Below are 26,582 nucleotides of genomic sequence, written 5' to 3' on the forward strand. Positions count from 1 at the left end.
CGACTCTCAGATATTAAATTAAACGTTTGTTTTATTTTGGTAGCCGGTGCTAAAGTGATCCTCAAGAGAAACATGAACGAAGGGGAGCGTTCGGGCCATGTCGGGCAAAGAACAGGGCAAGCCGCCTAAGAAAGAGGCAAAGCCCACCAAGGGGGCTTTGGCGCGGGCGGGAATTTTAGAGGCCACGAAAGAGCTTGTGGCATTGAAAGGCCCCCATGCGACCACTGTGCGGGACGTGACCGAGGCGACAGGCGCCAATGTGGCATCTGTCCGGTATTACTTTGGCTCGAAAGAGGATCTGATCCGCGCTGCCGCTGAAGAGATCACCGGCGCAGTCAATGATGCGCGACTTGATCAGTTGCGGGCCGCCGAGACTGCCGCCGCAGGGCGCGCCATCCCTGCTGAAGCGATTTTGCGGGCGCTGATCGAGCCGATCAAGGCGGTCAGCCGCGCCAATGACGGGGGCAGTCTTTATTTGCGGATGATCTACCAAATGCGCATCACGCCGCAGGACCCACTGGCCATGTCGAATTTTCACAAACACGACCATGTGGCGCAGGCATTCTTGCGGGCGATGGCCACAACCTTTCCCGCATTGGACCGCGAGCAGTTGATTTGGCGCTATGAGTTCGCGCGTGGTGCAGCGATCCATCTGCTGTCGGATGTCGATCCAAAGGTGCAGCGAATTCAGCTGCTTGCGGGTGATACGGCCGTTCAGACCACTTTGAGTGATCAGGTGATCGACACGGTGATCGGTTTGATCATGGGCGGTTTTACCCGCCCTTGATCGGTAGGGTTAGACAATCGGAGTCTCGATCCGGCCGAGGCCCGCAATCTCGACCGCGACCACATCGCCACGGTTCAGCGCTCCCACGCCTGCGGGGGTGCCGGTCATAATCAGATCGCCCGGCGCAAGTGTGATGGTTTGCGACAGGGCCACGATGACTTCGGTCACGGACCAAATCATTTGGGCCAGATCGCCGTCTTGACGCAACTCATCCCCAACATGGCTTGTGATCCGCCCCTTGGTCAAAGCGCCGGTCTTGGAGAACGGGTGGATTGGTCCAATCACGGCCGAGCCATCAAACCCTTTGGACAGCGCCCAAGGGCGGCGCAGGCTTTTTGCTTCGGCCTGCATGTCGCGGCGGGTCAGGTCGTTGCCCACTGCGTAGCCGTAAATCGCAGCCTCCGCGGCTTCGGGCGTCAGGTTCTGGCCCCCCGCCCCCAATGCGACAACCAATTCACCTTCATAGTGCAAGTCTTCGCACTGGGGTGGATAGGTCACAGGCTCGCCCGCCTGCGCGATGGTGCTGGCCGGTTTCATGAAGAAGAAGGGTGGTTCGCGATCCGGATCGTGGCCCATTTCGCGGGCGTGATCGGCGTAGTTCCGGCCCACGCAATAGATACGACGCACGGGATAGCGGGCTTCATGTCCCACAACGGGCAATGAGGGCTGCGGCGCGGGGGAGAAGACATAGTCGGTCATGGCAAGAGCCTTTGTTTATTTGGCGAAGAGACCATCGAAATCGGCAAAGCCCTTGATCTCGATCGGGTTTCCCGACGGATCAAAGAAGAACATGGTGCGCTGCTCGCCGGGCTCGCCCTCAAAGCGGATGACGGGCGGGATATCGAATGTGATGCCTGCATCTTCCAGTCTTGCAGCCAATGCTTTCCAGTCATCCAGACGCAGCACCGCGCCCATGTGGGGCATCATGACCATATGATCACCGACTTTGCCAGTGCGTGTGGTCGGGAAGGGCGTGCCTAGGTGCAAAGACAACTGATGGCCGAAAAAGTCGAAATCGACCCATGTATCGGTCGACCGGCCTTCTTCGCAGCCAAGGACGCCACCGTAGAAACGGCGGGCCTCGTCTAGATTCGTGACGTGGATGGCAAGGTGGAAAAGCGACTGCATCGGGGTCTCCTGTCAAACAATCGTTTAAAAAGTGCCTTCAAGTTGCGCAGGCGTGCCTAAAGGTAAAGACTAAGTTTTAGGCATTACGAAAAGCAAAATTTTTCAATCGATTGTTTTATTTTTTCGATCATCTTGTCTTCGTGTCTTAAAAATAAAGGAAAATTGCTGCTACGCGGCGCTATTTTCCGACGATTTTCTCAACTGATCTATAAGTTCATGTTATTATATTAGAAATATTCAAATGACTGTTTATATTGCGGTGCAGCATGAACTGGGTCTTGGATCAAGGAAGAGGGCAACAAGCCCCGACCCCTTCCTTTTGCCAACACGGAGTTCCCATGACCATGTTTACCCGCCTCGGATATGCCGCCGCCCTGTCGCTACTGGCAAGCACAGCTTTCGCGTCGGACATCGCGCCGATCAAAGCTGACGGCTACAAAGTCGCGCTGGACGGCACCTTTGCCCCCCATGCTATGCCCAAATTGGACGGGGGGATTGAAGGCTTTAACGTCGATCTTGCTGCGGCAATCGCTGACAAACTGGGCGTGCCGGTGGATGTGACCGCTGCGCAGTTCTCGGGTCTATTGCCGGCGCTACAGGCGGGCACCTATGACTTTATCGCGGCCCCGACCACTGTGACCGCCGAACGCGCGGGCAACCTTCTGTTCACCGAAGGCTTCATGGACACCAACTTTGCCTTTGTAGTGCCCGCCGGTTCGGACCCGGTGACCTCGCTCGAAGGGTTCAAGGGCAAGACCATCGCAGCCAACAAGGGCTCGGTCTATGAAAGCTGGCTGACCGAAAAGGCCGGTGAATACGGTTGGGAAATCGTGACCTTCGGCACTCAGACCGATGCGGTGGAGGCTGTGGCGACGGGCCGTGCCGATGCCAACCTTGCGGGCGCGACGGGCGCGGCGTGGGCAGCGGTCAAGAACCCCAAAGTCGATCTGTCCTACGAGGTGGACACCGGTCTGGTCTGGGCCCTGCCCTTCCGCAAGGACGACGAAGCTACGCGCAACCTGATCGACAGTGTGATCGAGTGTCTGAAAACCGATGGCACCCTTGCCGGTCTGTCGGAGAAATGGTTCGGCGTCACCCCTGCCGAGGGCCGCACCATCGTAACCCCCACCCCCGGTTACGGCACCCCCGGCTTTGAAGGCTATGACGAGACCGCGCATGAGGTCTCTTGCACCTTCTGATCTGTTCTGGCGGCCTGCTTTCCCCTTCCCTCGTGTAGGCCGCCGCTTCGATCTGTCGGGCGTTCCGCGTCCGGCAGGTCCTTCCCTCTGAATACCTGAAAGTGCCTAATATGAATGCGCGGCGTTATATGCTTGAGGTCCGTGGCCTCGGGAAAACCTTCGGCGAGACCGAGGTTCTGAAAGCCATCGACCTGAATGTCTCCGAAGGCGAGTTGGTGTTTATCATCGGCCCCTCAGGGTCTGGGAAATCCACCATGTTGCGGTGCTGCAACCGGCTGGAAGAGCCCACTTCTGGCGCGATCTTGATCGACAACGCCCGCATCACCGACATTCCCCGCCGCGATCTGGACCGGATGCGATTGAACGTCGGCATGGTGTTCCAGGGCTTTCACCTCTACCCCCATATGAGCGTCATCAAGAATGTGATTCTGGCGCAGATCAAGGCGCTGAAACGTCCCGCAGATGAGGCCCGTCAGCGCGGGATGGAACTGCTGGATCAGGTGGGGCTGGGACATAAAGCCGATGCGATGCCGTCCGAGCTGTCCGGCGGCCAGCAGCAGCGTGTCGCCATTGCCCGCGCTTTGGCACTGGACCCCAAAGTCATGCTGTTTGACGAGCCGACCTCGGCGCTTGATCCCGAACTGGTAGGCTCGGTCCTGAAGGTCATGAAAGACCTGCGCGACAAGGGTATGACCATGCTGGTGGTCAGCCATGAGATGGCCTTTGCCCGCGAGGCTGCCGACCGTGTGGTCTTTATGGACGGCGGTTATGTGGTCGAGGCAGGAACCCCCGACGAGATATTCGGAAACCCCAAATCCGACCGCCTGAAATCCTTCCTCTCCCGCGTATCGGGAGGCGCGCACTGATGCGCTTTCTTGAGACGTTCTTTAACGGCACGGTGATCGCCAAATATACGCCCGACATCATCGTGGCGATGGGCATTACCCTTGCACTGTCTGTGGCGATCATCATCTCTGGCATCGTCTTCGGGGCGGTTCTGGCGGGGCTGCGCAGTTTTCAGGTTCGTCCTTTAACCCTGCTGATTGTCCTCTTTGCCGACCTGATGCGGGCGTTGCCGCCGCTGGTGGTAATCCTGATCCTCTTCTTCGGCTTGCCGTCGGTCGGGTTGCTGATGCCTGACTGGCTGGTGCTGTATCTGGTACTGTCCCTCGTTCTGGCTGCCTTTGCTGAGGAAATCTTTTGGGCGGGCCTCACCGCTGTCACCAGAGGCCAGTGGGAGGCCGGACGCGCCACGGGTCTATCGTTTACCCAAGTTTTGACCAACATCGCGTTCCCGCAAGCATGGCGGATGGGCATCCCGCCGTTGGTCAACCGCGCCTTGGCGATCACCAAGATGACGGCGCTTGGCTCGGTCATCGGGGTGAAAGAAATCCTGTCGGTCGCGTCTTCGGCGCAGTCCTTCTCTGGTTCGGCCACGCCGCTGACCATGGCTGCTGTCGCCTACATGCTGATCTTCATTCCGGCTGTTATCGCATCCCGCTGGATCGAGCGCCGCTTCCACTACAAGACCTGAGGAGCGCGATATGGACGCCTTTATCGATACTTTCTTCAACATCGACATCATGCGCCAAGCCTTTCCCCTTTTGATGAAGGGCGCTTGGATCACCCTGCAACTTTGCGCCTTTGTCATCATCCTTGGGCTACTGGGCGGGCTGGCCCTGGCTTTGGCGGCGGTGTCACCCCGTGGCTGGCTGCGCTGGTCGGCGGTGATCTACATCGACTTTTTTCGCGCCTTGCCACCGCTGGTTCTACTGATCTTTGTCTATTCCGGCCTGCCGTTTGCGGGGATTAACCTCAGCCCGTTTGTCGCTGTAATCGTTGCCTTTTTGCTGAACAACTCGTCTTACTTTGCCGAGGTGTTCCGCGCGGGCATCAACTCGATCCCCAAGGGCCAGACCGAGGCGGCGCGGGCAACCGGCCTCAGCCCCGCGCAGACCATGACCTATGTGGTCCTGCCCCAAGCGGTGCGCAACGTGCTGCCCGATCTGCTGTCCAACACGGTCGAGGTCGTCAAGCTGACCTCGCTGGCGTCGGTCGTGTCTCTCTCCGAGCTGCTTTACTCGGCCAACATGGCCCGCTCGGTCACCTATAATTCGTCGCCTCTTGTTCTGGCGGCGCTGCTTTACCTTGCCGTTCTTTGGCCGCTGGTGCGGGTCGTCTCCCGCTATCAGCGTGGCCTTGCGGTGCATTAACGAAGGAAGTTTGTCATGACGAAAATGATCATTGGCGGGGCGCAGATTGGCGGCATCCAAAAGGCCGAAACCCGTGAAGAGGTTGTCGCGCGGATGCTGGCCCTGATGGAAGAGGCCCATGACAAGGGCGTTGAATTTCTCGCCTACCCCGAGATGACCCTGACCACATTCTTCCCCCGTTTCTACGTGGAAGACCGGTCCGAGTTTGATCACTGGTTCGAAACTGAAATGCCCAATGCGGCCGTGATGCCCTTGTTCGATAAGGCCAAGGAGTACGGCATGGGCTTTACCTTCGGCTATTGCGAACTGACGCCCGAGGGGCTGCACTACAACACTTCGGTCATCGTGTCGCCTGAGGGCGAGATCGTGCTGACCTACCGTAAGACCCACCTGCCCGGCCACGCGGAGTATGAGCCCGAACGCAGCCACCAGCACCTTGAAAAACGGTATTTTCTGCCGGGCGACACGGGGTTCAACGTGGTGCGCAGCCAAGGCGTGATCATGGGGATGGGCATCTGCAATGACCGTCGCTGGCCCGAGACATGGCGTGTGCTGGGGCTGCAAGGGGTTCAGTTGGTGTCCATCGGGTACAACACCCCTTCGCAGAATAACCTGATGCAAGCGGAAGGTTTGGAAAAGCGCCTCTACCACCATGAATTGTCGGTATGCGCGGGGGCCTATCAGAACTCGACCTATGCTGTGTCGGTGGCCAAATGCGGCGATGAGGACGGCAATCACATGATTGGCGGCTCAGTGATCGTGGATCCTGATGGCTTTGTCATCGCCCGAGCGCAAGGCGAAGGGGATGAGTTGATCGTGGCCGAGGCGGACTTTGACAAATGCGCTTTCGGCAAGTCCACCGTGTTCAACTTTGCCGCCCACCGGCGGGTTGAACACTATGGCTTGATCACCGCGCAAACCGGTGTGGTGGAGCCTGAATGATGGCGGATTTTGACACAGTCATCCACGGCGGCACCATCGCCACGGCGGACTATCTGGCAAAGGGCGATGTGGGCATTAAGGATGGTCGTATCGTTGCCGTGGCCGAACATCTCTCGGGCGGCGATCAGCGCATTGACGCAGGCGGGCGGATCGTGATGCCTGGCGGGATTGAGGCCCACGCCCATATCGCGCAGGAAAGCAGTTCTGGCGTGATGACGGCGGATGATTATCTGTCGGGATCAATCTCGGCGGCCTTCGGGGGCAATTCGTCTTTTATCCCCTTCGCGGCGCAGCAGCGTGGGCAAAGCGTGGATGACGTGCTGGCCACCTATGATGCACGGGGTGCGCGCTCGGTCATCGACTATTCCTATCATCTGATTATCTCGGACCCGCGCCCAGAGGTCCTGACGGATGAGTTGCCCCGCGCGTTTCAGCGCGGTGTGACCAGTTTCAAGGTCTTCATGACCTATGATCTGATGAACCTTGGTGATGGGGGAATGCTGGATATTCTGACCGTCGCACGGGATCACGGGGCGATCACCATGGTCCATGCGGAAAACAACGACATGGTGAAATGGATGAACAAGCGGCTGGCGGCCCGTGGCCTGACCGCGCCCAAATACCATGCCATCAGCCGTCCGCAACTGGCCGAAGAAGAGGCGATCAATCGCGCAATCCAACTGGCGAAGCTGGTGGATGCGCCGTTGTTCATCGTCCATGTCTCGACCGAAGGCGGGGCCGAGATTGTGCGGCGCGAAAAGTTCAACGGCGCTAAGATCTATGCCGAGACCTGCCCTCAATATCTGGCCCTGACCCGCAATGATCTGGACCGACCGGGGATGGAGGGGGCGAAGTATATCTGTTCCCCTCCGCTGCGCGGCACCGATACCCAAGAGGCGCTTTGGCACCACGTAGCACATGGGACGTTTGAAAGCGTGTCTTCGGATCACGCGCCCTACCGTGCCGATGAAACGGGGAAATTCCTAAATGGTTTCGATGTGCCCTACCCCAAAATCGCAAACGGGATGCCGGGGATTGCCATGCGCTTGCCCTATCTGTTCTCTGAAGGGGTGGTGAAGGGACGGATCACGCCGGAACAATTTGTGGCGCTGTCATCGACCAATGCGGCAAAGACATTTGGCTGCGCAACCAAGGGACGGATCGCGCCCGGAATGGACGCGGATATTGCCATCTGGAACCCTGAAACCACGCGGACTGTGCGCCAACAAGACCAGCACGACAACATGGACTACTCCCCGTTCGAGGGGATGCAGATCACCGGCGTGCCGGAGGTGGTTCTGAACCGTGGCGCTAAGATCGTGCAAGACGGCGTGTTGAAGGCGGCTGAGGGGCAAGGGCGTTTCTTTGCCCGTCAGCCTGTCGATCTGCGCGGTAAGCCCGGTTTTAAAGTACCGGAGTTTAACCCCGCTCAGAATTTTGGCGCGGACTTGCGCTGATGGGCAAGGTTCTGGTGGTCAATCCGAACTCATCGGCGGTGGTCACCCAAGGGATCGCCGCTGCTCTAGCGCCTTTGGGCGATTGTTTTGAGGTTACAGACCTGCCCGACAGCCCCGCTACCATCGCCAGCGATGAAGATGTGGCGCGGGCTGGACTAGGGTTTCTTGAATTGGTTCGGGGACGCGAGGATGCGGCGGTTTTTGTGACCGCCTGTTTCTCTGACCCCGGATTGGAATTGGCGCGGGCGGCGCTGACACAGCCAGTGATCGGCGTGCAGGAAGCGGGCATACTAACGGCGTTGGCGCGGGCGGATCGGTTCGGGATCATCGCCTTGTCGCCGAAATCGATTCCCCGCCACCTACGCAAGATGCGGATGATGGGCGTTGAAGGCCGCTTGGCGGCAGAGCTGGCGCTGGACGGGGTATCTGCGGCGGCCTCGGGCACGGATCCACAGGTCTATGAGCAGGTGCGCGGCTTGGCCGTGCAACTTGGCGACATGGGCGCGGGCGCGATTGTCTTGGGGTGCGCGGGCATGGCCTCGATCCGCGCTCGACTTGAGGCCGAAACGGGTCTGGCGGTGATCGACCCTGTCGTGGCGGCGGGTGCGATGGCGTTGGGCATCGTGAAAGGTTGAGTATTTGAGCGATAAAGAAACCTTTTCCGATATATCCTTGCGTCTTTTGGAAATTTTCGCAGCGATGATGCGCTGTTCGACCACGGTCGAGACGGCCGAGCATTTGAAGATCTCGCAGCCAGCGGTGTCGTCAAGCTTGCGGCAGTTAGAGACGCAGTTGGGGATCACCTTGTTCACGCGTACGGGGCGGCGTTTGCAGCCCACGCCTGAGGCGCAGGAACTGTATTCCGAAATCCAGCCGATGTTCGGGATCGTGCGGTCTTTCACCACGCGGGCGCAGGATTTGCGCATCGGGCGGCGGGGACGTTTGCGGGTCATGGCGACGCCGCCTTTGGGGTATTCTGTGGGGCCTGTAGCCTTGCGGAACCTGACCGCCTCGCGGCCAGAGGCGACGATTTCTTATGATGTCAGGCGCTTGGAGAATGTGGTTCAGGCTGTCTCTACTGGTCAGGCGGATATCGGTTTGGTGCTGAATGCAGAGCGGATCGAGACCGTAAACAGTGATTTATTGCAGCGTCGGAATATGGTTGTCCTGATGCCCGAAGACCATCCGCTGGCCGCATCCGAGACTGTGACACCCGAAAGCCTGATGCCTTATCCGTTGATCGGGATTGATGTGGCCTCGCAACTGGGGCGGCTTTTGAAAGTGGGTTTTGATGTGTCGGGCATGCCTTATGCGCCGCGCATTGACGTGCGCTATTGCCAGACGGCTGCGGCGCTGGTGGCTAGTGGTATGGGGGTCACTGTTGTGGACCCATATTCGGCAGCGCCCTACCTAGGGCGTGGGTTGATCACCCGCCCGTTCATGCCGGTACGCGAGGTTAGCGCCGTGATGTTGACCCGAAAAGGGGTGCCCCATTCGGCGATCCTGAGCAGCTTTATGGAAGAGTTGCGCCGTGTGGTCGAAACCGCGTCGCTTGGCTTGGCCTAAGCAGCGGTCCGGTTATTTCTGTACGTAGCCGCCGTGCTCCATGATCCGGCTTTCAAAGCCTGAAATCCGTTTCGCCGCGCGGGCGTCTTTGGCGGTCATCGCGGCCAGAAGTAGCTCGACCGTGATGAAGGCCGTGGTCAGCGAGGGCATCAATTGGGGTCCGGCCATTGGCAATCGTAGGACTTTCCATGCGCCAACTGCGATGGGGGATTGATAGCTATCAGTCAGAGCCAAGACTTTGGCGCCCGCCTCGCGTGCGACCTGACAGGCGCGCACCACCTCGGCCGAGTAGTGCTCATAGGTGATCGCGATCACGATATCATCTTCGGTCAGGGCGGACATCTGGTCGATGATCGCACCGGGCATGCTGGGGACCTGCACAAAATTGTCAAAGGCCATCGCCCCCACATAGCTGAAGTAATGGGCCACCCCGTAGCAGCTGCGCACGCCGATCGAATAGACACGGCGGGCGGCCAGTAGCGGCGCAACGCAGGCTTCGATCGTGGCTAGTCCGTCGGACTGGAACAGGGTTTCAACGTTGTTCCAGCTGGTCGAGAGAGCCTCGGACCAGATGTCCTGTCCGGTGCGGTTGCGCAGCGCCTCGGCCCGATCCCCGTAAAGAGGCGGTGCAGCCTGTATCAGTTCGCGCACATCCTGCCGGAAGGACTCGTACCCGTCATATCCGATTTCCCGCGCAAGACGGGTCACCGTGTTCGCATTCACCCCCGCCTGTTGTGCCAATCCGCGAATCGATTGGAAGGCCACATCGTTCAAGTGATCAAGGGTCCACGCGGCAAAGCCTGACAAAGTTGGCGTGCCGTTTTCGACGACATACATCAGGCTTGTTCTGATTTGTCTTTGTTTTCCCATGGGTTTTGTCCTTGGCCGGTGGTGCGTGACATGTACCACGTGATCACCTAAATCAAAATAATTCATTTGCTTTATTTTTGCGTCAACTGTAACGCAAATGAATTATTCCCGCAAAGGGTGAGACAGGAGAGGAGTTTCCCAATGAAGATCGTGAGTGTGGCACTGGCTGCGGCAATGGCCGTTTCGGCAGCCCCCGCAATGGCGGAAGAGTTTATTTCGATCGGAACCGGCGGCGTAACTGGCGTGTATTATCCCACCGGTGGTGCCATCTGCCGCATGATGTCCAAGACCCGCAAAGAGCACGGCATCCGCTGCGCGGTCGAGTCGACTGGCGGTTCGGTCTACAACGTGAACGCGGTCCGCTCGGGCGAGCTGGAGTTCGGTGTGGCCCAGTCGGATGTGCAGTACAAAGCCGTTCACGGCGAAGGTTCGCTGGCGGATGCAGGGCCGAACCCTGATCTGCGTTCGGTTTTCTCGATCCACCCCGAGCCCTTCACCGTTGTGGCCCGCGCGGATTCCGGCATCACGAAGTTCGAGGATCTGGCAGGCAAGCGTGTGAACGTCGGTAACCCCGGTTCCGGTCAGCGCGACACCATGGAAGTGGTGATGGGCGCACTTGGTTGGGACATGAGCACCTTCAGCCTTGCGTCGGAACTGCAAGCGGCAGAACAGAGCCAGGCCCTGTGCGACAACAACATCGACGCGATGGTCTATACCGTGGGTCACCCCTCGGGCTCGATCCAGGAAGCCACCACTGCATGTGATGCGACCCTTGTGTCGGTTACCGGCGAAGCCATCGACAAGCTGGTTGCAGACAACCCCTACTACCGGACCGCGACCATCCCCGGTGGCATGTATCGCGGCAATGACAGCGATGTCGCGACCTTCGGTGTGGGCGCGACCCTTGTGACCTCGGCCAGTGTCTCGGATGAGACTGTGTACCAGCTGGTCAAAGCCGTGTTCGAGGACATGGACGGCTTCCGCGGTCTGCACCCTGCCTTCGCGAACCTTGACCCCAAAGAAATGGCAAATGACGGCCTGTCGGCTCCGCTGCATCCGGGCGCCGAGAAGTACTACCGCGAAGTCGGCCTGATCGAATAACGGCAGAATACTAGGCTAACTGGGCCGCCGCCTGCGCGGCGGCCTTTTTTCTTAGGGGGATTTCATGACCAACGAACAGTCGACACGTAGTTTTTCAGACGACGAATTGCAGGATCTGGTTGCCAGCACAGACACCGGTGGCCGCGCCCCTGACAATCGGGCGGTGGCGTTTTTTATCTCTGGTGTGGCCTTCGCATGGTCCCTGTTCCAGCTTTGGATCGCGCAGCCTCAGTTGTGGTTCGGCGCGTGGCTGCCGGTCATGAACTCGTCCCAGACGCGGCCTGTGCATTTGGGCTTTGCGGTGCTGCTGGCGTTTCTGGCCTATCCGGCCTTCAAGAATTCCCCGCGCAATCGCGTGCCGATGCTGGACTGGACCTTTGCTATCGTCGGCGCGGGATGTGCCTTTTACGTGTTCCTCTTCTCGCGCGAGATTTCGGCGACTGCCCGTTCGGGGCTGCCGACCCCGACGCAGATCGCGATTGGCTCGGTCGGGATTGTCCTGTTGCTGGAGGCATCGCGGCGCGCACTAGGGCCTGCGCTAACCATCGTCGGGTCGATCTTTCTGCTTTATGCCTACATGGGGCAAGGCTGGCTGATCCCCGATATCATTGAACATTCCGGTCTGTCGTTCACCGCGATCGTCAACGCGCAATGGCTGGATACCACTGGCGTTTTCGGCATCCCTCTGGGCGTCTCAACGGCCTTTGTCTTCCTTTTCGTGCTGTTCGGCGCGATCTTGGACAAGGCAGGAGCGGGCAACTATTTCATCCAATTGGCCTTTGCGGGCCTTGGCGCTCTGCGTGGTGGTCCTGCGAAGGCGGCGGTTGTGGGCTCTGCCATGACTGGCCTGATCTCGGGCTCGTCAATCGCGAACGTGGTGACAACCGGCACCTTTACGATCCCCTTGATGAAGAAGGTGGGCTTCAGTTCGGAAAAAGCCGGCGCGGTCGAGGTGGCCAGTTCCGTAAACGGTCAGATCATGCCCCCTGTGATGGGTGCAGCGGCCTTCCTGATGGTCGAGTTTGTCGGCATCTCTTATGTTGAGGTGATCAAGCACGCCTTCATTCCGGCGGTGATTTCCTACATTGCGCTGGTCTACATCGTGCATCTTGAGGCGCTGAAGAAAGACATGCCTGCGCTGGGACCGGCGGCGAACTTGGGCAAGATGTTCCTGAAAATCTTCATCGGTTTCGTGGTGACGGCGGTTGCGTTCACGGCGCTGGTCTATGGCATCAATGGCCTGCGTGCTGCGGCCCCTGCGATTTCCGAATGGATCATTCTGGCGGTGATCATCGTGGCCTATGTGCTGATGGTGCGCACGGCGGCGGCGAACCCCGATCTGGCGCTGGATGATCCGGGCGCCAAGAACTTTACTCTGCCCACGGTCAAAGAGGTCTTTCCGACCGGCTTGCATTACCTGCTGCCCATTCTGGTGCTGGTCTGGTTCCTGATGATCGAGATGCAGTCTCCTGCCAAATCGGCCTTTTATGCGGTGGCGGTCATGCTGGCGATTATCGTCACCCAGCGTCCCCTGAAGGCGATGTTCCGCGGTGAAGACATGGGCGCGGCTTTTAACGCAGGGATCATGGATCTGGTTGATGGAATGATCGCCGGTGCCCGCAACATGATCGGCATCGGTGTGGCGACGGCGGCTGCGGGCATCATTGTCGCCACTGTGACTAAGACCCCCATCGGCACCGAACTGGCCGGTCTGGTCGAGTTGCTGTCCGGCGGGCATCTGATGATCATGCTGCTGCTGGTTGGCCTTTTCAGCCTGATCCTTGGCATGGGGCTGCCGACCACGGCGAACTATATCGTGGTGTCCTCGCTGATGGCGGGCGTTGTGGTTCAACTTGGCGCACAAGAAGGGCTGATCGTTCCACTGATCGCTGCGCATCTCTTCGTGTTCTACTTCGGGATCATGGCGGATGTGACGCCCCCTGTGGGTCTGGCCAGCTTTGCCGCTGCGGCGGTCTCTGGTGGTGATCCGATCAAGACCGGTTTTACCGCGTTCTTCTATTCGATGCGGACCGTGGCCCTGCCGTTCCTGTTCATCTACAACCCGACGCTGATCCTTTACGGCGTGGACCTTGGCACCACTGCGGGCATCTTGCAGGCGGTCATGGTCTTCTTCGTAGCGACGATTGCGATGCTGCTTTTTGCGGCGGCGACCCAAGGGTACTTCCTTGCGGACTCGCGCAAGTGGGAAAGCGCGGCGCTTTTGTTGGTGGCCTTTACATTGTTCGTGCCAGGCTTCTGGCTGGATCGCATCCAGCCCAAGTTCGAGGAAATGTCCCCCACACTGCTGGCTCAGGCTTTTGATGAGGCCGCCCCTGGCGACACCGTGCGTTTCGTGGTGGCCGGCCCCTCTTTCGCCGACGGCTCGCCCACATCGCTGACCATCGTGCATACGGTGACCGCCGATGAGCCTGAGACCGGCCGCACCGATGCGGCGGGCTTGATGCTGCTGCCCGAGGGCGACCGCATGTACATGGACGAGCCCATGTTCGGCACAGACTATCAGCAACAGATGCAGGGCTTTGATTTCTACGGAGAGCCCCGCGTCGAAGTGGTCAGCTTGCTGCATCCCGCAGACCGGATCAGCAAATACTGGCTGTGGATACCGGCAGTGCTGCTGCTGGCTGTCGTGGTGATGTTCCAGCGTCGCCGCCAGACGAAACCTGCATTCTGAGGAGGCCTGACATGGCAAAGAACGTCCTGCTTGCAATCGATCTGAATAACCCCTCGCACGCGACCAAACCTTTGGCGGAAGCGCTGCGCATTCTGGACCCCGAAGGCCGCCTGCATGTGATTGCGGTCATGCCTAATTTCGGGATGTCGCAGGTCTCAGGGTTTTTTCGCGAAGGCTATGAAAAAGACATGCTGAAAGCTGCCGGTGACCAGTTGCGCGATTGGGTGGCCCAGAACATCGCGCCGACAGTCGATGTCTCGCCGCATCTGGTACATGGCACGGTCTATGACGAAATTCTGCGGGCTGCTGACAAGCTTGAGGCGGATGTGATCGTTATGGGCGCGCATCGCCCTGAATTCTCGGACTACCTACTGGGGCCGAACGCGGCCCGCGTGGTTCGGCACGCCAAACAATCGGTTTATGTCGTAAGGAACTAAGACCATGAGCCACATCTTCGGACGCTCGACCCGCGGCCAGTTGCCGACCGCCGTCGGGGGCGATGGCTGTTATCTGATCGATGCCACAGGCAAGCGGTATCTGGACGGCTCTGGCGGGGCGGCGGTCAGTTGCCTTGGGCATTCCAACGCTCGGGTGCGTGCGGCACTGCATTTGCAGGTTGAGCAACTGGCGTTTGCTCACACGGGGTTCTTTACCTCTGATCCCGCAGAGGAACTTGCCGACCGTCTGGTTGCCGCAGCGCCAGAAGGAATTGATCGGGTCTATCTGGTTTCTGGCGGCTCTGAGGCGGTTGAGGCTGCCCTGAAGCTGGCCCGTCAGTATTATATGGAGATCGGCCAGCCCCAGCGGCACCGCGTGATTGCGCGCCGTCAAAGCTATCATGGCAACACCTTGGGTGCGCTGGCCGCTGGCGGCAACGAATGGCGCCGCTCACAGTTCGCCCCCTTACTGGTTGAAACCACCCATATCTCGCCGTGCTACGAATACCGTGGCCGTGCCGAGGACGAGAGTGTTGAAGACTATGGCCTGCGCGTTGCGGGTGAGCTTGAGGCCGAAATCCTGCGCCTTGGGCCGGAAACTGTCATGGCCTTTGTCGCTGAGCCCGTTGTGGGGGCCACCGCTGGCGCGGTTCCTGCGGTTGAAGGCTATCTGAAGCGCATTCGCGAGATTTGCGATCAATACGGTATCCTGTTGATCCTTGATGAGGTCATGTGCGGGATGGGGCGCACGGGGTACTTGTTCGCCTGCCAAGAAGATGGTGTCTCGCCTGATATGATCACCATCGCCAAGGGGCTTGGCGCGGGATACCAGCCGATCGGGGCGCTGTTGGTGCAGGGCAAGATCTATGACGCTATTGCAGCAGGGTCGGGCTTTTTCCAGCACGGGCACACCTATATGGGCCACGCGATGGCGGCGGCTGCGGCCAATGCCGTGCTGTCAGAGATCGAAGAGAACGATTTGCTGACCCGCGTGCGCACCCAAGGCGACAAGTTGCAGGCCGCTCTGCAGGCGCAGTTCGGGCAGCATGCCCATGTGGGCGATGTCCGTGGACGGGGCCTCTTCCGTGGCGTTGAACTGGTTGCCGACCGCGACACAAAAAACCCCTTCGATCCGTCAAAGAAGCTGCACGCAAAGATCAAAGCGGCGGCCTTTGAGGCGGGTCTGATTTGCTACCCGATGGGCGGCACAATAGACGGGGTGAATGGTGATCACGTCCTGATCGCTCCGGCCTTCATCATCGAAGACACTCAGATTGATGAGCTCGTCTCGAAGCTATCCACTGCAATCGACAAGGCACTTTCCGTATGAAACCCCTGCCCCGGATCATGGTCGCGCCTAATGGCGCACGCCTGACCAAGAAAGATCACCCGAATGTGCCGGTCACGATCCCCGAGATCGTGCAGTCGACGCTGGACTGTATCGCGGTAGGTGCGGACGGTTTGCACGCTCATGTGCGGGATGAAAGCCAGCAGCATGTGCTGGACGTGGGCCTATATAAAGAATTGCTGGCTGAACTGGCGCCAAAGGTGCCTGAGCAGTTTATGCTGCAAATCACCACCGAGGCGATGGGCCGTTATACACCGGCAGCGCAGCGTGCATTGGTGGAAGGTGTCCGGCCCGAAGCGGTCTCGATCGCTGTGCGCGAAATGACCGCTGGGGAAGACGACAAAACCCTGCGCCGCTTTTACAACGATTGCCATGAGGCGGGGATAGCTGTGCAGCACATCCTTTACGATGTGGCGGATGTCAGGGCTTTGGCAGTCATGGTCGCTGGCGGAACAGTGCCCAAGAGTGGGCTTCAGGCATTGATCGTTCTTGGGCGCTATAGCGCCGGTCAGACATCGTCCGTAGTGGATCTGGGCGCGCCTGCGGCCGCGCTACTGTCTACGCTGCCACATGTAGATTGGGCCGTTTGTGCCTTTGGCGCCTATGAAACCGAGTGCCTTTTGGCCGGGCGGGCTTTGGGCGGGAAAGCGCGGATCGGGTTTGAAAACAACCGGATGAACCAGGATTTGTCATGTGCATCCTCAAACGCCGAGCGTGTGGCAGAACTGGCTGAAGCTATGGGGGTCGCGCGCGCCGCATGATTTTTGGACTAATTTGAAACCAATCAATCAAACGGATCGTAATACACACAAACGATTTCGCAAGTTGCGGGGCTGGTCGGTTGAGTGTTGGTTTGTCGGTTCTGGCCAGAGAAGCGCATGAAGGGTCGTTTTCGGATAACCTTTTGTTCTTATCTGGTTGGTGCCTATGACAACTTCGATGACCTTCGATCCCGTGACTTCTGCGTCGCTTCCCACTCTGGCCCCTGATGGGAAACGCCAGATTGCGATTGTCGGCTGCGGTGCAACCTTTTCCCGTCGGCTGCGGGGCAGCGTTTCGGCCGAGTTTCCTGAACGGGATGTCATCTTTTTTGATAGGATCGATGCCTATGTGGACGGGCATCGGGCCGAACCCTCGGGCTTTGAGATGGTGATGTTTGATGCCGGGTCATTTTGTGCCTTCGCCGCAAAGCTTGCAGGTGGCGAGGTCACTTTGCCGTCCGGCCGTGTCGCGGTCGCGTTAGAGGACACTTCAGCCTGTGACACTGTGTTTGACGCCCATAGTAGTCTGATCTTTTCCGAAGGGATCAGCCTGTTGCCCATGAACAGCGGGATCAATGCGTGGCTGTGTTTGTTGTCGTTAGTCCATACAGGATCGCAGTATTTGCCCGCTTCTATCGCACTGCGTTTGTTGTCTCTTGGCGGGGCCGCGCTGGCCACATGTGATCCTGATGCACTCGCTCGGATCGAGCGCCTGACCCCTCGTGAAAGGGAAATTCTGGCGGCGATTGGCGGCGGGATGTCGAATAGGCTAATTGCGACGGAGTTCGGGATTTCCGAGCATACGGTAAAGATCCACATACATCGGGTGATCTCGAAACTGGAGGTGCCCAACCGGACCTCGGCGGCGGTTTTCTTTCTTGGCCACCGCGCACTGTTCGATTGAGCTAGGTGCTTTTGGCGGGCCGGCCATTTTTGAGTATTTGGATCATGAAGAAGCACCGGTTCATTTTCCTCTAGTCAGGCGCGATATTCTGGGCGGGGCTTTAGGACGCAGGGAAATGTGAGCGCTGTGGCCTTGAATGCGGTTTGCATTGGTGATTGGAACAGGGCGAGGCTGTTGGACAGAAGGTGCCCTGATGATCCGCAAATATCTTGCTCTGGCGATTTCCGCGTGCGTGTTCGTGTCTCCGGTCGCGGGTGGGGCGCAACCGTCTTTGGACAGTTTGGAAGGATTGGGTGAGGCGCTGTTTTTTGACACGAACTTGTCGGCCAATCGTACGCAGGCCTGTGCCAGTTGCCATATACCCGAAGCTGGGTTTGCGGACCCTCGGGGGATGGCCTCAATCGGGGATGATGGCGCATCGATCGGCGACCGGAATGCGCCGACGTTGACCTATGCGGCGCTGACGCCGGAGTTTGGTAAGGATAAGGATGGCCGTTGGCACGGTGGTCAGTTCTGGGAAGGACGCGCCTCGACGCTGGAAGATCAAGCGGGTGGACCGCCCTTGAACCCTATTGAAATGGGGATGACTGACAAAGCCGCTGTTGTCGGTCGCTTGAGGGAGAATGCAGATTACATCGCGGCATTTGATGCATTGTTCGGGCCGAGTGTTCTGGAGGATACAGACCGTGGCTATGATGCGATGACTGCTGCACTGGCCAGTTTTGAACGCATGCCGCTGTTCCAGCCGTTTGACAGCAAGTATGATCGCTATTTGCGCGGGGAAGCCGAGTTGACCAGCGAAGAATTGTTGGGCGAGACGCTGTTTTTCTCGCAGCAGTTTACCAACTGCAATCTGTGCCATCAATTGAACCCTCTGGCCGCGACCGAGGGTGAGGTCTTTACCAATTATCAGTATTTTAACATCGGCGTGCCACGGAATGATGCGTTGCGCGAGATGAATGGTGTTCCTCTAGAGACCGCCGATCAGGGGCTGTCTGCGCATCCGCAAGTGGGGGATATGGCCGAGGCGGGCAAATTCAAGGTGCCCACCCTGCGCAACGTAGCGGTCACCGCGCCCTATATGCACAACGGGATTTTTGAGGATCTGCGGACTGTTGTGCTGTTTTACAACAGGCACAATTCGCGCTCGGAGGCGCGGCAGATTAACCCCGAAACGGGCGAGAATTTCGGACCTGCGCCCTTCCCTGATACGCTTGCTGTGACAGAGTTGATGGAAGGCGATGCGTTGAAGGACCGGGAGATCGACGCTTTGGTTGCCTTTATGAGAACCCTGACCGATCAGCGGTACGAGCACCTTTTGACCGAATAGTCCTTAGGCTGCGTAGAGCCGGCAGAAGAGAGTAAAGGCGCGGGCCGCTTTGATGGCGGCTTCACCTTTGGTCAGCGGCGCTTCGGCGCCACGCGCTTGGCGGATTTGGGTCTCTCCGAAAAGAAGGTTTACGTAGGTCTGGGCCGCCTCTTGCGGGCCTAGATCAAAGTTCAGCTTTCCGGTGTCCGTGATGTGTTGCATGAGGCCCGCGATGAGCGGGAAGACGATGCCGCGTCCAACTTCTTCGATGGCGATGCCCAGAATGCCGGTGTCGTCGGCGTCGGCTACAGCGGCGCGGTTCATGACGACGGCGCGGTCGCCTGCCACATAGGCCAACAAGAGCGGGCCAAGTTTTTCCAAGGTTTCCAGTGGTGCGGCGGTGTCGTCCATGTGTTGTGTCAGCATTTCGCGGACCGCTTGGCCATTCCGTTCGATGATGTCGCGGAAGAGGGCCTGTTTGTTCGGGTACATCCCGTAGAGCGTCTGGTTCGAGGCCGAGGCGCGTTTCGCGATTTGCAGCATAGAGGTGCTGCGAAAGCCGTTCTCTTTCAACAAATCAAAGGCCGCATCTTCGATCCGTTTGCGGCGGGCATCTTGGGGTGCGTTCGGCATAGGACCTCCGGTTCTCTGGGGTGATAGTACATGGGTGTACACATGGCTACAAGAGGTGTACACTTGTGTACGGCACGGAGATTCGTTTAGCCGTGCATTGTGTCGCCCCAGCGGGCTGTGATTTGAAAACGGAGATTGTAATGGCTTTGTTCAAGACGTTGGCCGCAAGTGTGGCTGTGGCAGGTTTAGGTGTTGCGCTGTGGGTCGGTGTTGAAAGCCGACGGACCGAGGCCGAGATTGCAGGCAACCAGCAGGCGGTGGCTGCGCTGGCTGCCAAGGCAACGGTTCCTGCCTTTCAGACTGCGGCTTTGCCAGAACCGGTGCAGCGGTATTTTGATTATGTTTTCCCCGAAGGCGTTCCGCAGGACCGCTTGGTGCGCTTAAGTGCCAAGGGGCAGTTTCGCCGTCCGGGGACAGATAGCTTTGGGCCCACGACTGCAGAGCAGGTGATTGCAACAACGACCCCTGCATTGATGTTCTCGGCCACAACTCCGATCTTCGGCGTTGGTTGGGCGCGGGCCTATGATTATTTCGCCGAAGGTAAAATGGTGATGAAGGCGCGGATTCTGTCGGCTCTGACTGTGGTGGACGAGCGTGAGACGCCTTTGCTGAACCGGATTTCCTTGCGTCGCTGGTTGCTGGAAAGTGCCCTATATCCGGCCGCCCTTTTGCCTGGTGGCCCTGTCACATGGCAGGCCATCGATGCGACCCACGCGCGGGCCATAGTCCGCGCCGATGGGGAAGAGGCCAGCATGGTTGCGGAATTTGATTTCTCGGGTGCGATGGTTGCTATGATGGCTGAAGAGGACGGCGACCTGACCCTGCCCTATCATGGTTCGGGCGAGCATGTAGCGCGTGGAGACTACCGCATGGTGCAGGGACAACGCATCCCGCACCGCTTCACAATCTCTCGCGCCGCAGGAGGGCAGCGATATCCCTTCTGGGACGGCGAGATTACCGATATCAGCTTTGAATAAGCTGGGTGTAGCGTGGCGGTAGGGTCAGATGTCATTGCGCGGAATTCGCAGCAGCTGGCCCACTTTGATCAGGTTGGGGCTGGCTAGTACGTCCTGATTGGCTGCAAATATCGGCCCATAATTATCGGTGCCATATTGATCGCGGGCGATCTTTATCAAAGTATCGCCTGCTTTCACCACATAGGGATGCCAGCCCGAGTACTCTGGCAAAATCAACGGTCCGAAAAGGATCGGCATAGTGACCGAAGCGCCGTTTTCGTTCCCTGTATCATCGGCAAGGGTCAGGAACAGCCTAGGTAGCTTGAAGGCGGCATGGGTTGGCACTTCGATCTGGCCTTGAAACTGTTTGATCCCCATCGAGCCGACTTGCAGAAAGCTGCGAACTTCGTCGTGACCGTCGGTGAGCGTCGCGGTCAGTGTCCCTTCGAATGCTGCGGCGCTGCCCGCTATCAGGATTGTGCGGGCCACTAGATCATAGGGTTGCGGTTGCTGGATGTTGATTGTGGGATACATGGGCCCTCTTCCGCTTTGGCTGGTGACAACACTATGTCAAAGTGTGTCGCAATCGGCGCCGCCTGATAAGGCGAGGAATCCTTAACAATTTTCGGCGTGCCAGATGCGGTGAACGGCGTTATTCATCGGGGCGTCGAAAGCGCGACACGAAAGAAGATACAGTCACAGCCTTTTGTGTGGGAAATATTTGCTTTGGAGATACGGACGCACTAGATTATGCTGCGGTGCAGCAAAGTCTCAAGGAGGCTCTTTTTATGTTCGGACCTATACTTCACACAGCGTTACAATGGCAGTCAGCTGCAATGGCCTTTTACGAGGTGTCGGTCTCTGCCGCATCGGTCATGCAGATGCGTGTGCTGCAAATGAGCCTTGGCACCATGACCCCTGGCGAAGCGACACGGATGGTAATGGAAAAGCCGTCGGCCTTCATGCGCGGCGCAGAAAAATCCGCTTGGGCCTTGGCCGAGAATAAAGGTTGGGCGGCGGCAACGACCGAAGGGCTGTCTCCGATCAAAAAAGCGGTGGAAAGCAACGCAAAACGCCTAAGTGGCACACCCGCCAAGTCGCGAAGCGGTGCCCGCCGCCGCTGAGGATAATCCTGCGTCTCGGGGCGCTTTGAAAAAGTCTTTGGATGTGCAACTGGCCTGTTTTTGGAAAAGAGCGGGCCATTTCTTTGATCAGTATGCTGTTGCCGAATGGGCCTGAAATCAGATGGTTGCGAAGGGTCTTTGACGCAAGTTGCACTGTGCTTGCCTTGACGAACATGCGCGTTTTTTGCTGTCAGTCGGACGGGAATGGGGCGATGGGGGCGCCAGACTCGCATCGATATACCCGAAAGAGGGTAGTTCTTATCACATTTCCTATCATTTCTCGCGCTTTGCGGTGAAACTCGTGCCGTGTTTTGCGCGTTAATAAACTGTACGATTTAACGGCGGCTTGCGCAGATCCTCTTGGTCCAGCGTTGTGCCGCTTTGTTCACGGCCGCCTGCCTTCGGCTGTGAGAGATGGCCGCTCGGTCTCAAGGCAGAAATGTTTTGTTCGATTGCGAATTTTTCCCCTGATCACCACAGGCGCGAGTGCGCAAGGAGCCGTCAATGGCAACAGACCAAGCACGAGATATTTTCTTTCGCGACATGCTGAGGGACATTTCCGGTGCGCTTGAGGATGTCGTCGGGCTGGATGAGGCAGAGGGCTATTTCGCTGTCGTTGGCGCATTAATGGGCGAAAGGATCTGGAACGCTTATCAAAGCGAACGGACCGACCCGATTACATGCGCTGACGTTCCCGATCTTTTGGTGGATTTGAAGGATCGGATCGGGGGAACCTTCCGTATCGAAAGCCGAAGCGCCAAGAGCACAACATTCTGCAATGGCGCCTGCCCCTTCGGGGACCGGGTCGAGGGACGCCAGTCGCTTTGCATGATGACGTCGAACGTTTTCGGGTTCATCGCCGCAGAGGCCAACGGCTATGCCCGTGTTGATTTGGAAAAGACGATCGCTGCTGGCGACGGAATGTGCCGTGTGACAGTTCATTTCGAAAAAGAGGCGGAAGGCCATGGACGGGAGTACTATGCGCAGCCCTAGTGTCGTTCCCGCCGATCTTGTTTCAGCCTTTCTGAAGGGGGACCCTTCGCCGGTGATTGCTGTCACAATGGGCGGTGGGTTGATCTATTCAAACAATAAAGCCCAATCGTTTCTGGATCAGGGTTTGGCAGCGGCTCTTTCGTCCGAGGTGAACACTGCCGCCGTGCATTTTGCTATGCGCAGCAGTCAGGCGGTGCCACGTCGCTTGCAGTTTGAAACGCCCGAAGGGGTGATTGCAGGGGTAAAGGCGACGATCTCGGCGGTCCGCTTGGAAGGCTACTTACCCTTGGCGGTCATCCGGATTGATGCGGATAAGATCTCCCATCGCTTCCGCCGTTTGACCGACCGTATCAATGCGCAAAACCAGCATTTGGCTGAGGCATCGCGGGACGAAAAGGTCTTTGGGCGAATTTTCAATACGATCGCCGAAGGCGTTCTGGTCTGTGACTTGAACGGGCAGGTTCTGGTGCGCAACGCCGCGCTGACCGCAATGGTTGGGCCAGACGCCCACCTTGCCGCGATTTTTGGTGGCCAAGGCGATTGCGCCACCCATCTGACGCAGGCACTGGCGGATACAGAGGCTGGGGGCGGCTACTATGACCGCACCATCTTAATAGGTGATGGTCAGCGGCTGGAGGTCGAGATATCGGCTGCTTTAACCGAGACCGTTGACGGCAAAATCGCGGTGCTGGTCTTCCGTGACATAACGGAAAGACGTGCTTTAGAGCGCGCCTTGAAGCTTGCCGACGAGGCCAACCGTCGCCGTGAGGTTCTCACCGCAAAGACGGAGGCCACGCAGCGTTTCCTCAGTGTGATGAGCCACGAGTTGCGCACACCCCTGAATGGCACGCTGGCCGCATTGCAATTGCTGAATGATGAGGTCGCGAAGAATTCGGTTGCGGATGAACTGGTTTCGCTCGCGCAGCGTTCTGGCGATCAGGTTCTGGCGCAGGTCGAGCGCATTCTGGAGTATACGCGCCTTGATGTCCGGGATTTTGCGCCTCGCCCCGCCGCGATGCGATTGGATCAGTTCGCGCAGGACCTTGTTCAACATTTCGAAGAAGATGCCTATGATCGGGGCAATGCGATTGATGTGCACCTCTTGGGGCCGTCCTATCGGCGGGTGTTTTGCGATCCGGCGCTTCTGCGGGATATCGTTTACAATCTGATAGATAACGCGGTGAAATTCACCCACGATGGTCGTATTGGTCTGAACATCGAGATGGAACAAAGGTCGGCACGCCGCGTAGAGGTGCTGATCCGTGTCAGTGACACCGGCGCGGGCTTTGACAGTGACGATCTGGAGAGATTGACCGCAGAATTCGAGATTGGCGAGCATAGTTATAGTCGCGCGTTTGATGGCGCGGGGCTTGGTTTGGCAATCGTTGCCAAGGCTGTGGCGTTGATGGATGGCCGCCTAGAGGCGAAATCGGTGATCGGTGTGGGCTCGGTTATGACGGTGCGTCTGTCCCTGCCCCTTGCCGAAATGCTGAACGACGGTAGAGCGCAAGCGCCCTTGCGTACTGTCTTGACGACCCCCAAGGTTCTGGTGGTGGATGATAACGCGACCAACAGGCAGGTTCTGGGGATGACGTTGGACAGGCAGGACTGTGATGTCAGCTTTGCGCGGGACGGGAAAGAAGCCCTTAGTGCCATGAATACCAACAGTTTTGATACGGTTTTCATGGATGTGAGTATGCCCGAAATGGATGGTCTGGAAGCGACGCGACGCTACCGAGCGCTACACGGTCCGGAACTGCCGATAATCGGGGTCACAGCCCATGCGGACCCGAAATCCCATCGGGATTGCATGTCGGCGGGAATGGATGGTGTTCTGATCAAGCCAATCCAGATTGCCGAGATCAAAGAAATTGTCGCCCGTTTGAAGGCCTGAGGGCGGCCTTTGAGCCAAAGCTAATGGCGGCACAAGGCCGCCCGTTAGACTGATTGCGAATACGTTCGGACCCGTGGCAGAAATCCGTTTGCCTGAAAGCTCAGGCGATTGCGGCCACAGACGCTAGGGGCGTGAATACGCTATTAGCGATACGTGTTCGGTCAATCATCTCGATATGACCGATCATCGCCGCAGCCGAGAGCGTTTTCGGTGCGTAATACACCAGATTGCTAATGGCTTTTTCGATGCGCTCTGCGCAGACTTCGTTGCCAAGGACAAGAATCTGGCTTGTGGGTGCCACTTCGCGCAGCAATTCGATCCCGTCCCAATCTGCCCCACCCAAGACGTCTTCGTATACGACCAGTGTTGTCATCGACGTTGCAGCATCCATAGCGGTCAGCAGGCTATCAAAGCAACTGGCGATCGTGATGTGGCGATAGTCCCGTGCGTGCAGGGCATAGGACAGCAGTTCGGCATCCAGAAGGTTGGCATCGGCGATGATAATCTGTGTCACGTTGTTCGTTCCGTTTCTTTGTCTAGCAGGGAGAGGGTTTGCATTTGGTAAAAAACGAACTTGCAAATCTATGTATACTTATAGGCATATCGAGCACGCTGATGAATGTACCCCAATGGGTAGTAGAGGCCGTATTTCGATCACTTGTCTCTACGTTGGTGGCTGGATTGGCCGTGTGAATCAGTGGAATTTTACCATTGTTTCAAGAAATTAGCGCATGGGGGCAGTAGTCGCGTAGAAAAGCGATTCTCAGATAAATTTCTCTCAATTTGTAATTAAAAATTAACAAATTTTAGCTTTCATATGTGTCGAGAGGATGTTTTTGACCATCAAAACAATGGCCTACCCCAACGAATAGGTGGGCTAGGAAACCATAACCGTAACGTTCTATATATTTATGAGAGCAATTGCTCCAAACTCGGTTTACGAGAACCAAGTGCTGCTAGATGAAGGACAGCTTTTATGGCGCGGGCGCGAAAAGGTGTGAGAATGGACAACGTATCCATGGGAATTGCGCGGACGCGCGACTCCTATTCTGACTCCTTTAGTGGCTCGGGGCGGCACTACGGCTATCACCCGGGCGACGTGCGGTTCGAATACAAAGCCGTCCACCGCCCGCTAATTCGTAGCTTGGCGGTGGCGTTTCTAGGTGCCGCTTTGTTGGCCTCGTTTTTGATCGTCTGAGGGCTTAGCAGTAGCGCTCTGGCCCATCATTTTGCGCAACCGAATATCGATCACCTGCAGCCCACCCCACGGGCAGAACCTCTTCGATCCGTGCCAGTTCGGCGGCGCCAAGGGGCTTTTCGACACCTTCCACCAATTGCTTTAGGTGGGTCACCGACCGCGTTCCGGGGATCGAGATGACCTGTTCGCCCTGCGCCAAGACCCAAGCATTGGCCAGACCGGCAGTGCTGTAGCCCATCTCGGCGGCAAGGCGTTGGAACTGCGCGGTTTTCTCTAAGTTCGCCGCATAGTGGGGCGCGATGAAGCGCGGGTTTACCCCAAGGAACGGGTTACCTTCGATCCGGTCCGCAGTCGGCGGAGTATCTGTCAGCAGACCGCGCCCAACGGGCGAGAAGGCAACCATGGCGGTGCCAAGGCGGTCGCATTCTTGCAGCATCCCGAGCTCTGGCAGGCGCGTGGACAGGGAATATTCGTTCTGGACCGCTTCGCAAGGATGGATCGCTGCGGCCTGTCGCAGAGTGTATGGGGCGATTTCAGACAAGCCATACCCGCCGATTTTGCCCTCTTTTTTGAAGGTGACCAGAGTCTCGACCAGCTCCTCGATCGGGACACGCGTGTCGCGGCGATGGATGTAGTATAGGTCAACCTGCTCTAACCCGAGGCGCGTCAGGCTGCCTTCCAGCTCTTTGCGCAGGTGAGACATCGAGTTGTCAAAGCACCGCTGGCCGGTCTCGGGATCGCTGGTGATCGCCCCTTTGGTGGCGATGTAAAACGGGTTTTCGCCGCCGCGGGCCTTGAGATAATTGCCGATCACCGTTTCCGACCGGCCCATGCCGTAGATGTTGGCGGTGTCGATATGGTCGATGCCCAACTCCAGCGCGGCATCCATCACGGTGAAGGACTCTTCCTGTGATGTGGCGCCGTAAAAGTCGGAAAAGCTCATGCCTCCCAGACCAATACATGAAACGGTTCTGCCACTGTGTCCAAATTTGCGCTGCTGCATGGTGCCTTATGTCCTTTGGTTGGTCAGGACCAGAGAACACAAGCAAGGCCGTTGTGGCTAGGGAAAA

28 protein-coding genes are annotated in these 26,582 nt (G+C 58.0%); 21 read left to right on the forward strand and 7 right to left on the reverse strand.

The features are described from left to right. Positions 1–97: 97 nt before the first annotated feature. Positions 98–787, forward strand: coding sequence for a TetR/AcrR family transcriptional regulator (locus CLV74_RS10670; protein ID WP_106264456.1), 690 nt, complete (start codon positions 98–100; stop codon positions 785–787). Positions 788–796: 9 nt separating this feature from the next. On the opposite strand, the gene CLV74_RS10675 is transcribed toward CLV74_RS10670, so the two are convergent. Together CLV74_RS10675 and CLV74_RS10680 are read right to left on the reverse strand one after the other, a co-directional pair. After that, entirely contained in the window at positions 797–1,486 is a 690-nt protein-coding gene (locus CLV74_RS10675; RefSeq protein WP_106264458.1) for a fumarylacetoacetate hydrolase family protein, read from the reverse strand. Between the two features lie 15 nt (positions 1,487–1,501). Then, complete coding sequence (locus tag CLV74_RS10680) at positions 1,502–1,915, reverse strand: VOC family protein (RefSeq protein ID WP_106264460.1); 414 nt, start codon at positions 1,913–1,915, stop codon at positions 1,502–1,504. A 338-nt stretch (positions 1,916–2,253) separates the two neighbouring features. Between CLV74_RS10680 and CLV74_RS10685 the strand changes: the two genes are divergently transcribed. From CLV74_RS10685 to CLV74_RS10720, 8 genes are all read left to right on the forward strand, one after another. After that, positions 2,254–3,114: a transporter substrate-binding domain-containing protein gene (locus CLV74_RS10685; protein ID WP_106264462.1), complete on the forward strand. Its 861-nt coding sequence runs from the start codon at positions 2,254–2,256 to the stop codon at positions 3,112–3,114. Between the two features lie 128 nt (positions 3,115–3,242). Continuing rightward, positions 3,243–3,980, forward strand: coding sequence for an amino acid ABC transporter ATP-binding protein (locus CLV74_RS10690; RefSeq protein WP_106264687.1), 738 nt, complete (start codon positions 3,243–3,245; stop codon positions 3,978–3,980). Next, a complete protein-coding gene (locus CLV74_RS10695; RefSeq protein WP_106264464.1) occupies positions 3,980–4,648 on the forward strand; it encodes an amino acid ABC transporter permease in 669 nt (222 codons plus the stop codon). The genes CLV74_RS10690 and CLV74_RS10695 overlap by 1 nt, the downstream gene beginning before the upstream one ends. A gap of 10 nt (positions 4,649–4,658) precedes the next feature. Further along, entirely contained in the window at positions 4,659–5,327 is a 669-nt protein-coding gene (locus CLV74_RS10700) for an amino acid ABC transporter permease (protein WP_106264466.1), read from the forward strand. A gap of 15 nt (positions 5,328–5,342) precedes the next feature. Continuing rightward, a complete protein-coding gene (locus tag CLV74_RS10705) occupies positions 5,343–6,269 on the forward strand; it encodes an N-carbamoyl-D-amino-acid hydrolase (RefSeq protein WP_106264468.1) in 927 nt (308 codons plus the stop codon). Next, a complete protein-coding gene (hydA, locus tag CLV74_RS10710) occupies positions 6,269–7,726 on the forward strand; it encodes a dihydropyrimidinase (RefSeq protein ID WP_106264689.1) in 1,458 nt (485 codons plus the stop codon). The genes CLV74_RS10705 and hydA overlap by 1 nt, the downstream gene beginning before the upstream one ends. Then, positions 7,726–8,361 (forward strand): aspartate/glutamate racemase family protein, encoded by a 636-nt coding sequence (locus CLV74_RS10715; RefSeq protein ID WP_106264470.1) that lies wholly within the window; start codon positions 7,726–7,728, stop codon positions 8,359–8,361. The genes hydA and CLV74_RS10715 overlap by 1 nt, the downstream gene beginning before the upstream one ends. Before the next feature lie 4 nt (positions 8,362–8,365). Beyond that, a complete protein-coding gene (locus CLV74_RS10720) occupies positions 8,366–9,292 on the forward strand; it encodes a LysR family transcriptional regulator (RefSeq protein WP_106264473.1) in 927 nt (308 codons plus the stop codon). 12 nt (positions 9,293–9,304) lie between these two features. On the opposite strand, the gene CLV74_RS10725 is transcribed toward CLV74_RS10720, so the two are convergent. After that, a complete protein-coding gene (locus CLV74_RS10725; protein ID WP_245888522.1) occupies positions 9,305–10,129 on the reverse strand; it encodes a MurR/RpiR family transcriptional regulator in 825 nt (274 codons plus the stop codon). Positions 10,130–10,303: 174 nt separating this feature from the next. Here CLV74_RS10725 and CLV74_RS10730 point away from each other — a divergent pair, with 174 nt between their 5' ends. From CLV74_RS10730 to CLV74_RS10760, 7 genes are all read left to right on the forward strand, one after another. Then, positions 10,304–11,263: a TAXI family TRAP transporter solute-binding subunit gene (locus tag CLV74_RS10730; RefSeq protein ID WP_106264477.1), complete on the forward strand. Its 960-nt coding sequence runs from the start codon at positions 10,304–10,306 to the stop codon at positions 11,261–11,263. 64 nt (positions 11,264–11,327) lie between these two features. Further along, positions 11,328–13,955 (forward strand): TRAP transporter permease, encoded by a 2,628-nt coding sequence (locus CLV74_RS10735; RefSeq protein WP_106264480.1) that lies wholly within the window; start codon positions 11,328–11,330, stop codon positions 13,953–13,955. An 11-nt stretch (positions 13,956–13,966) separates the two neighbouring features. Then, the gene (locus CLV74_RS10740; protein WP_106264482.1) at positions 13,967–14,392 is read left to right on the forward strand and encodes a universal stress protein; all 426 of its coding nucleotides are present in this window, start codon (positions 13,967–13,969) and stop codon (positions 14,390–14,392) included. A gap of 4 nt (positions 14,393–14,396) precedes the next feature. Further along, positions 14,397–15,722, forward strand: coding sequence for an aspartate aminotransferase family protein (locus CLV74_RS10745; protein WP_106264484.1), 1,326 nt, complete (start codon positions 14,397–14,399; stop codon positions 15,720–15,722). Beyond that, complete coding sequence (locus CLV74_RS10750; RefSeq protein WP_106264486.1) at positions 15,719–16,501, forward strand: beta-keto acid cleavage family enzyme; 783 nt, start codon at positions 15,719–15,721, stop codon at positions 16,499–16,501. Before CLV74_RS10745 ends, CLV74_RS10750 begins: the two co-directional genes overlap by 4 nt. A 178-nt stretch (positions 16,502–16,679) precedes the next feature. Continuing rightward, entirely contained in the window at positions 16,680–17,405 is a 726-nt protein-coding gene (locus tag CLV74_RS10755) for a response regulator transcription factor (protein WP_170108024.1), read from the forward strand. 193 nt (positions 17,406–17,598) lie between these two features. Further along, entirely contained in the window at positions 17,599–18,735 is a 1,137-nt protein-coding gene (locus CLV74_RS10760) for a cytochrome-c peroxidase (RefSeq protein WP_106264490.1), read from the forward strand. Positions 18,736–18,738: 3 nt separating this feature from the next. Here the strand turns inward: CLV74_RS10760 and CLV74_RS10765 are convergent, their stop codons facing one another. Further along, positions 18,739–19,347, reverse strand: a complete 609-nt coding sequence (locus CLV74_RS10765) for a TetR/AcrR family transcriptional regulator (RefSeq protein WP_106264492.1) — start codon at positions 19,345–19,347, stop codon at positions 18,739–18,741. 140 nt (positions 19,348–19,487) lie between these two features. Between CLV74_RS10765 and CLV74_RS10770 the strand changes: the two genes are divergently transcribed. Continuing rightward, positions 19,488–20,324, forward strand: a complete 837-nt coding sequence (locus tag CLV74_RS10770; protein WP_106264494.1) for a DUF6920 family protein — start codon at positions 19,488–19,490, stop codon at positions 20,322–20,324. 24 nt (positions 20,325–20,348) lie between these two features. Here CLV74_RS10770 and CLV74_RS10775 read toward each other — a convergent pair whose 3' ends face one another. Continuing rightward, the gene (locus CLV74_RS10775) at positions 20,349–20,837 is read right to left on the reverse strand and encodes a LysM peptidoglycan-binding domain-containing protein (RefSeq protein WP_106264496.1); all 489 of its coding nucleotides are present in this window, start codon (positions 20,835–20,837) and stop codon (positions 20,349–20,351) included. Between the two features lie 302 nt (positions 20,838–21,139). Between CLV74_RS10775 and CLV74_RS10780 the strand changes: the two genes are divergently transcribed. The 3 genes from CLV74_RS10780 to CLV74_RS10790 all read left to right on the forward strand — a co-directional run bounded on the left by CLV74_RS10780 (position 21,140) and on the right by CLV74_RS10790 (position 24,314). Then, positions 21,140–21,427 carry a hypothetical protein gene (locus CLV74_RS10780; protein WP_106264498.1) on the forward strand — a complete coding sequence of 96 codons (288 nt, stop codon included), beginning with the start codon at positions 21,140–21,142 and terminating at the stop codon, positions 21,425–21,427. A gap of 504 nt (positions 21,428–21,931) precedes the next feature. Next, a complete protein-coding gene (locus CLV74_RS10785) occupies positions 21,932–22,420 on the forward strand; it encodes a methanogen output domain 1-containing protein (RefSeq protein ID WP_106264500.1) in 489 nt (162 codons plus the stop codon). Continuing rightward, positions 22,392–24,314 (forward strand): PAS domain-containing hybrid sensor histidine kinase/response regulator, encoded by a 1,923-nt coding sequence (locus CLV74_RS10790; RefSeq protein ID WP_106264502.1) that lies wholly within the window; start codon positions 22,392–22,394, stop codon positions 24,312–24,314. The genes CLV74_RS10785 and CLV74_RS10790 overlap by 29 nt, the downstream gene beginning before the upstream one ends. A 100-nt stretch (positions 24,315–24,414) precedes the next feature. Here CLV74_RS10790 and CLV74_RS10795 read toward each other — a convergent pair whose 3' ends face one another. Next, positions 24,415–24,828, reverse strand: a complete 414-nt coding sequence (locus CLV74_RS10795; protein ID WP_106264504.1) for a hypothetical protein — start codon at positions 24,826–24,828, stop codon at positions 24,415–24,417. A 489-nt stretch (positions 24,829–25,317) separates the two neighbouring features. Here CLV74_RS10795 and CLV74_RS10800 point away from each other — a divergent pair, with 489 nt between their 5' ends. Beyond that, on the forward strand, positions 25,318–25,512 hold the full coding sequence (locus CLV74_RS10800; protein ID WP_146134933.1) for a hypothetical protein: 195 nt from the start codon (positions 25,318–25,320) through the stop codon (positions 25,510–25,512). 4 nt (positions 25,513–25,516) lie between these two features. On the opposite strand, the gene CLV74_RS10805 is transcribed toward CLV74_RS10800, so the two are convergent. Next, positions 25,517–26,515: an aldo/keto reductase gene (locus CLV74_RS10805; RefSeq protein WP_106264508.1), complete on the reverse strand. Its 999-nt coding sequence runs from the start codon at positions 26,513–26,515 to the stop codon at positions 25,517–25,519. Between the last annotated feature and the right edge of the window lie 67 nt (positions 26,516–26,582).

The sequence above is a fragment of the Donghicola tyrosinivorans genome, assembly GCF_003003355.1.
In the GTDB taxonomy this organism is placed as follows: Bacteria; Pseudomonadota; Alphaproteobacteria; order Rhodobacterales; family Rhodobacteraceae; genus Donghicola; species Donghicola tyrosinivorans.